Raw genomic sequence first — 6,449 nt, 5'->3', positions numbered from 1 at the left:
CAAACGCTCGCGCGTTGAGGCCGAGCGGCCTTGCGACCGCATTGACTTTTGCGAGATTGCGTCCGGCCAGAATCGGACGCGCGCCCTGGTCGGCCGCCACCTTCGCGATCAGCTTGCCGGTGTAGCCCGGTCGCCCCATAGATCAGGATGGTTCCGTTCAAGGGGTTGATCCTTCGCGGCGTCACTATGCGCCAAGGTTGCCACAACGGCCGTCAGTGGTCAGGACCTTATTCACGGGGGACGGGCCAGTAATATGCGTCCCGGGCGCGGACGGCCGCCATGCGTAGAATCGACGCGACAACTGACCTCGTCAATCTGGATCGAATGGTCCTCGCGATCTCCGAGCGGCTCGGGCGCACTACCGCGGACCGCCTGACAAGTGAGAGTGTAAGTGATCTTTTGGGCGACGGCGCCTGGCGCGAACGCTGCAAACGCGACGGCAGCCGCAATTCCGGAAGCTTTCAAAAAGTAACGCATGCTCCTGCTCCTCGAAGGGTAGACGTGGAGGCACTGCCGGCAATTCAACAATTTGCGGGAAACTGCGCGCGGCGCACAACACCCGAGACACAATGTGCGCTCGGCGCTTCTATCCACTTATCGGGGGGTAGAATAATCTCTCCCAGCGCCGTCGTGCCGCCACAAGCGGGGGCGCTTCAAACCAGCAAATCACATATTCTCTGCTACGGCAAGGTAAATATAAATGAGGCTGAGGCTTTACTCTGGGCTTCGGTGGTCTCAGCTTCTTGGGCTATCGGACTTCGCGCAAGGCCGCTTCGATCGCTGCCCGGCAATCAACGTCCGCTTCACGTCGACTCCAGCCGTCCGGAGTGCGCAAGGAGCGGGCATTCCCGGACGGGCTGGCAAACGCGCCAAATCGACCCGAAGCGGACGACCGGCACGGTGCAAAGATCAAGAGTTCCGGATTTTCCGTAAGTTAGGATCTAAGGGGTTGGGCCCTCACGAGAGAGGTTTTGAGTCTGGGACTAGGACTTGCCCCGCCGAGGACTCCGTGAATGCTCGGAAGGGCAACCAAAGGGCCTCTGTCTCGATTGATGAACTGGGGAGCCGAAGTTCGGCTCCCCACAAGATCATTTTCTATAGAGTCATCTACTTGTAAAAGCCGACGGCGCAGCCTTGGCCGCCGATGCGGGTGACATACGCTTCCTTCGGCACCGGGTCAGTGCCGCCAGGCTTCGGGAAGTTGTAATCGACCGTCGTGAGCGTTCCTTCTTTTGCTGCGTCGTAGACCTTCTGACCCAACGGAGAGCCGTCCTTTTCCTTGAGGGCTCTCACGTCCGTACCCATCATGGCAGGGTTGACATGGGCGGTGAATTTGCCGGTCCCCATTTCGAAACAGTAAACGTAAAGGTCACGATCTCTAAATCCACCATCGGACGTGTTGAATTTGCTGATGGCCGCGGCTTGGTCGGCCTTTAGCTCCATGACCGCCTTTTCCAGCATGGTCTTGGCCTCAGCTGCTGTGCCGGTTTGTTGCGCGACGGCAACGCCGGAAAGCCCAAATCCCAAGCACAGCAGTACCGAAACGAGAGCAATAGCAGAACGCCGATTCATGATCTTCCTCCCTGTGGGTATTCGGAAAGGCTGCCCGCCTCGAAAAACCGTGCACCCTTTGGAGGCGAGCAGATTGAGAGTAGCGCGCCGGCGGCGCCCGGGTCGATCCCTTGTCGTCGGGCCAACCGCCGCGCGTGAGTTCGAGGCTTATGCCTTCGAGGGGCGCCTCCAGGTTGCGGTGGATGTCGTTGCTGAGCGCCTTCAGCGGGGAGACGTAGACGACCTGGGTCGCGTCGGCGAGCGTCCCTGCGAGGCCCTGGCGAACGAGGTCGTCGATCGCGGCGAGAAAGGCGGCCAGCGTCTTGCCCGACCCAGTCGGCGCCGCGATCAGCGTATGCCGCCCGGCCTTGATCGCTGGCCAGGCTTCTGCCTGCGCCGGACTCGGAGTGCGAAAGGCGCGCTGAAACCACGCCGCGACGGCGGGATGGAAAAGCCCGGCGAGGCCGCCATTCTCCCCGCGGCCGTCCGGTCCTTCCCGGGCGGACCCGGCGCCGCCATCGCAAGTTCCTATCGAGGTTCGCAATTCCCTTCACCATTTTGGACGCCGGCGCGAGCGCCGCCGATGTTCGCCCTTTGATATGGCGCTTCAGGCCGAATCTGCGAGGGCCGCCGCCCAAGCCGGGGAGCTGGCGTGAGCCGCGCGGCTCACGGTCAACCTCCCCCTGCCCGCTGCCGGAGGGCCCTGTCGATCTTCTCATCGGTCTTGTATTGGCTGAGGGCGTAAACCGCCCAGATCGCCGCGGGCAGCCACCCGATCAACGTGACCTGGAGAATCAGGCAGACGAGGCCCGAGAGAGGGCGGCCTATGGTGAAAAACGTCAGCCACGGCAAAATCAGTGCGATGATCAAACGCATACCCCAATCCTTTGGCCTCTGATGGATGGACCTCACCGCCGGGGTCGGCCTTCACCGCCGCAGGGAACAGAACGAACGCGGTTATTTCAAGGGAGCGGCCTGGTTCAGGTCTAGACGAAGCCTAGCGGACGCGCGGTCAGTGCGGTTCACCTTGCCGCTATCGCTGACGATCGAGATTTGCGCATCACTGCGCATCCGCCAAGGCCCGCGGCTCGACCAGCAGACCCTGTCGCTCGTAGCGGCCGCGGGTCCTGCTGAAGTGGACCACGACCGCATACCGGGCGCTCTTGGCCTTCGCGCGCCGCGTGAGCAGCGCGTCGCCCGACGGCAGATACTCGAGATCATCGAGGCCGACGCAGCGCAGGCACGCCGGACCGGGATCCTCCATCATCAGGAGATCGCCGCCGCCGCCGCACCGATGGCATTGCCACTCCCTGTTGAGGGGCTGGACAACCACGAGTTCCGGCGCTCGGCTTGCCTTCTCCGCAAGGCGCTCGCGCTTTTTCTCGGAAAGCTCCGGCGACACCCATTGCGTGCGATACGCCGCCTCGATTGCGGCGTTTCCGCTTCGGCTGAAGCGCAGCGTCTGGCGGCGCGGCGTCCGCGCGACATAGTCCGTCGGGCTTGCGAACAGCCCTTTCGCGGTCGCCCAGGACCGGAACAGCCGCATCGCTTCGGAGACCCGTGACAAATTGGCCTGGACAGCTCCCTCCAGGCAATCCACCTGCCCGCGCCGCCAGCGCTCCAGGGCTCCAGGATCAAGCCACCCGATCCCGACAAGGATGTCTATGGCGCTCACAAAGCTCTTGGCGGCAAGCGCCGCTTCAGCGGCCCTGGCGACACGATCGACAAGTTGAACCTTGTTCTTCCGGCTCATTCCACGCCTCGCCATTGCCGGCGGCGCCGTCTCATCCGCCCAGCGCCGCTACATGCTCGAGATCCAGACGGCGCTGCTTTGCGCGCCGCTGGTAGCTGGCCTGGTTCTTGGTGGCGATGAGCGTGTGGGGGCTGCCGCGTCTTTCGGTGGTGAGGTCGAGGTCGCACGTCGCGTGCCGTACGTTTTGCTCGACATGGGTCCTCCGATCCTGGGTCGCCTTCAGGCGCCACTGCTGTTGATCCGGCTGAACCAGGAACGCGCCGAGCGCACGGCAGTCGGCGCATGGGCATTCGAGCGGGTTGGCCCTGGTCCAGTCCCGCGGCGCCTCAAGCGGAAGAGCGATGCGTCTGCGCAAATGGTCGAGAGACGCCTCTAGGAGGCGGGCCGCCGCGGGCCAGGACTTGCTCTCCGCCAGCTTGGCGAGCGCGAGAGCGGCGGGCACAAGCACGTCGTCCGGTCCGTATGTCTTCGGCCAGGCCAGCAGGCGTTCGGTCGCACGCGCTGCGAGCCCCGCATCGATCCGGCTCGTGGCCGTCAGAAGATCGACCACGAAGCCCGGGCTCACCGACCTTGGCCGCATCCAAGGGTCGATCTCTTCCCGCCTGGTCGGGTCGCCCGGCATGGCGTCTATCAAGGCGGCGCCGATACGCGCCAAGTCGTCCATGCCGCCCATCGGCGCCGAAACGGAGCGCAGCAGCAGATCGCCGCAGGCGCTAAGATGGGCCGGTGCGTTACGCCCGACAATCCTGACCAGCAGCTCCGTTGCGCGCGCGGACGGAAGCAGGGCGGCCGCCCGCACGATCGCTGCATTGTCGGACGCAGCGTAATGGCCTTCAGCGGACAGCTCCGAGAGACACTCGTCGATGCGCTTCACATTCCCCAGTCGGACCAGCAAATCGAGCATCCTGCCGGCTTCATCGTCTTTGTCCGAACGCAAGGACGCGCGCGGCCACGAGCTCAGCATGTGCCCCGAAAGCTCATCGGCCTCACGCCAAAGCGACGAGTGGATCGATGGGCTGCTCGACTCCCAGCGCGCCGTAAGATTTTCGAGATACGGCAGCGTCGTGCGGAGTCCGGCCTGATTCAGCACCGCGAGCCTGCGCGCGCCGGGCCACAACACGAAGCCTGCGCGGCGATAGGTGCGCTCGAAGGACGCGCCTTCGTTGCCCGTCGCCTCGTGAAAATGCTCCTCGTCCGGCGCAAGGTCCTCGAAGGCGTCGGGTGGGCACAGTTCGTCCTCGGAAAATGGAAAATCGTCGAACTTGGCCTCGCCGCCGTCGGGACGCCGCCACTCGGACAGGATCAGCGCCCGGTCGAACACCTCGGAGACCTGGAACTCTTCGTGATCTTCGTCCCGACCCCAGCGACGGCCGTAATAGCCGGTATGCTCGGCGCTGCCGCTCTCCTCGATCGACACCAGGGCGAGGTGGAGATCGCAATCCGCCTCCACGGCGGCCTTGACCAGCACGGACGCCACGCCCGCATCGGCGCCCTTGAGCGCGCCGAATGACAGCTCCGCCGGCGTGTAGGCATGTTCCAAGGGCAGGATAAGCTTGTCCGGTTCGTCCTCCACGCTCGCCCAGCTCCGCAGCGCCTCCGCCACCCGCGCCTGCTCGACGCGATAATCGGGCGCCTCCGGCGGGCGGCTTTTGTCGACGAAACGCAAATTATAGACGAGGTTAATACGAAATCCCGTCGTAACCGGCCGCACTTTGTGCACGCAGTCGGCATAGAAACCCGCAAAGCCGATCTCCGACGGCTCCTGCGGATGCAGGTCGAGCGCCACCTCCCGTCCGGCATGCCTTACGACCAATCCGCCGCCTCCATGGGTCGAGGGCAGCACGAGCACCATCGTCGCGAACATGCCGGGGACCTTCTCGGTGTCCCGGTGGTCGACGAAGAAGCTGCCGGCATCGTAGACCAGAAGCTTGTAGAAGTCCGCCGCAAGCGGCGCGCTGACGCCGAGTCCGAGGGCCAAGTCCGCGACGAGGTCACCCAAAGTCTTCTCCCAGTGACGCCCTCCGATCCGGACTCTGGCGGAATCGACCTGCCAGGTTCTCCGGACTTCGCGATCGACCACCGTCTCCTCGCCCCGGCCATACGGGGCCGCCTCGGCAATTGCGACGAGCCTCTCGGCTTGAGCGGACAAGATCGGAAAGGCGATCCTGCCAACCCCATCGACATCGATTGTGGGCATGAAGACCTCTCGAATTCCGCCGACGCGGAAATCCCCTGGCCGCTCAACCGAGCGTAGGCTGTCAAGCAACTTGGCGCCGATCGATGACATGGCTACTCCCTGCTGGACGGCGTTTGACGAGCAAGCGCTCGGCCGTCAACCGAAGATAGCAAGCGAACGCCTGCGGGAGAAATCCCGGTCATGCGGCACAAGAGCGGCCGCGCCGATCGCCAATGCGCTTGCCGCATGAACGGTATCCGCCAGCCTAAGGACACCCGCCGGAACAATTGAATCGATTGTTCGGTTTGCGCGCTTGGGTGATTTGGCTTGGTGGGGGGATTCCGAGGTTTGTCGGAGGGCGTTATGCCTTTGGGGATGATCGATACGCAAGCGATTCGCCGCCGCTGGAACGACGTCGGCTCGAAGCTCGACGAGCGGCGGCGACGATTGTTCGCGGCGGGGGAGGTTCGCGCGGCCGGGCGGGGAGGCCTGGAGGCCGTCGCGAAGATCGCCGGTTACGTGCGCTCGACGCTCGGGCGTGGCTTGAAGCAACTCGATGGCGCGCCGTTTCCGGCGGGCCGCGTTCGTCAGCCTGGCGGCGGTCGCCGATCTCTGGCGAGCCAAGACGCGACGCTGATCGAGGATTTGCGGTGCATCGTGGAGCCTGCGACGCTCGGCGATCCGGTGCGTCCGCTCCCTCCGTGCCAATGATGATGAGACAAACGCCCCCCTGGAGTTTACCCTTGAGGGCTGAGGTCACATCCTCCCATGGTCATGCCCTCATCCCCTTCGAAAAGACTCTTGCCGATGGCTCCGCAACAGAGGGCGGCCGTAGGCCGCGCGTGTGTGCCTGGCATGGGCACTGGATTGGAGGTGAAAGTCCTTCGCGGGGCGAGATGGTAGCAACCGCGAGCCAGAGGCAACTGCACGCAGTCGTCGCCGTCGTGAGACGCCGGCCCTGGCGCCGTG

The 6,449-nt window shown here is 64.3% G+C and carries 6 protein-coding genes; 1 reads left to right on the top strand and 5 read right to left on the bottom strand.

Annotated features, from left to right (window positions below):
- Positions 1–1,107: 1,107 nt before the first annotated feature.
- The 5 genes from ACLP25_RS02495 to ACLP25_RS02475 form a co-directional block, all read right to left on the bottom strand.
- Positions 1,108–1,572 carry a cache domain-containing protein gene (locus ACLP25_RS02495; RefSeq protein WP_442467663.1) on the bottom strand — a complete coding sequence of 155 codons (465 nt, stop codon included), beginning with the start codon at positions 1,570–1,572 and terminating at the stop codon, positions 1,108–1,110.
- The gene (locus tag ACLP25_RS02490; RefSeq protein WP_442467662.1) at positions 1,472–2,095 is read right to left on the bottom strand and encodes a DEAD/DEAH box helicase; all 624 of its coding nucleotides are present in this window, start codon (positions 2,093–2,095) and stop codon (positions 1,472–1,474) included. Before ACLP25_RS02490 ends, ACLP25_RS02495 begins: the two co-directional genes overlap by 101 nt.
- A 128-nt stretch (positions 2,096–2,223) precedes the next feature.
- Positions 2,224–2,427 carry a YqaE/Pmp3 family membrane protein gene (locus ACLP25_RS02485; RefSeq protein ID WP_442467661.1) on the bottom strand — a complete coding sequence of 68 codons (204 nt, stop codon included), beginning with the start codon at positions 2,425–2,427 and terminating at the stop codon, positions 2,224–2,226.
- A 184-nt stretch (positions 2,428–2,611) separates the two neighbouring features.
- Entirely contained in the window at positions 2,612–3,304 is a 693-nt protein-coding gene (locus ACLP25_RS02480) for a hypothetical protein (protein ID WP_442467660.1), read from the bottom strand.
- A 31-nt stretch (positions 3,305–3,335) separates the two neighbouring features.
- Positions 3,336–5,501 (bottom strand): hypothetical protein, encoded by a 2,166-nt coding sequence (locus ACLP25_RS02475; protein ID WP_442467659.1) that lies wholly within the window; start codon positions 5,499–5,501, stop codon positions 3,336–3,338.
- A gap of 342 nt (positions 5,502–5,843) precedes the next feature.
- On the opposite strand from ACLP25_RS02475, the gene ACLP25_RS02470 reads away from it, so the two are divergent.
- Positions 5,844–6,191: a hypothetical protein gene (locus ACLP25_RS02470; RefSeq protein ID WP_442467658.1), complete on the top strand. Its 348-nt coding sequence runs from the start codon at positions 5,844–5,846 to the stop codon at positions 6,189–6,191.
- Positions 6,192–6,449: the final 258 nt, after the last annotated feature.

Source organism: Roseiarcus sp. (assembly GCF_052145395.1).
Lineage (GTDB): Bacteria > Pseudomonadota > Alphaproteobacteria > Rhizobiales > Beijerinckiaceae > Roseiarcus.
This window is presented reverse-complemented; position numbering and strand designations above follow the sequence as displayed.

Coding starts and splice junctions, on each gene's coding strand:
- ACLP25_RS02480 (WP_442467660.1), bottom strand. CDS start 3,304: ATGAGCCGGAAGAACAAGGTTCAACTTGTCGATCGTGTCGCCAGGGCC.
- ACLP25_RS02475 (WP_442467659.1), bottom strand. CDS start 5,501: ATGCCCACAATCGATGTCGATGGGGTTGGCAGGATCGCCTTTCCGATC.
- ACLP25_RS02485 (WP_442467661.1), bottom strand. CDS start 2,427: ATGCGTTTGATCATCGCACTGATTTTGCCGTGGCTGACGTTTTTCACC.
- ACLP25_RS02495 (WP_442467663.1), bottom strand. CDS start 1,572: ATGAATCGGCGTTCTGCTATTGCTCTCGTTTCGGTACTGCTGTGCTTG.
- ACLP25_RS02470 (WP_442467658.1), top strand. CDS start 5,844: ATGCCTTTGGGGATGATCGATACGCAAGCGATTCGCCGCCGCTGGAAC.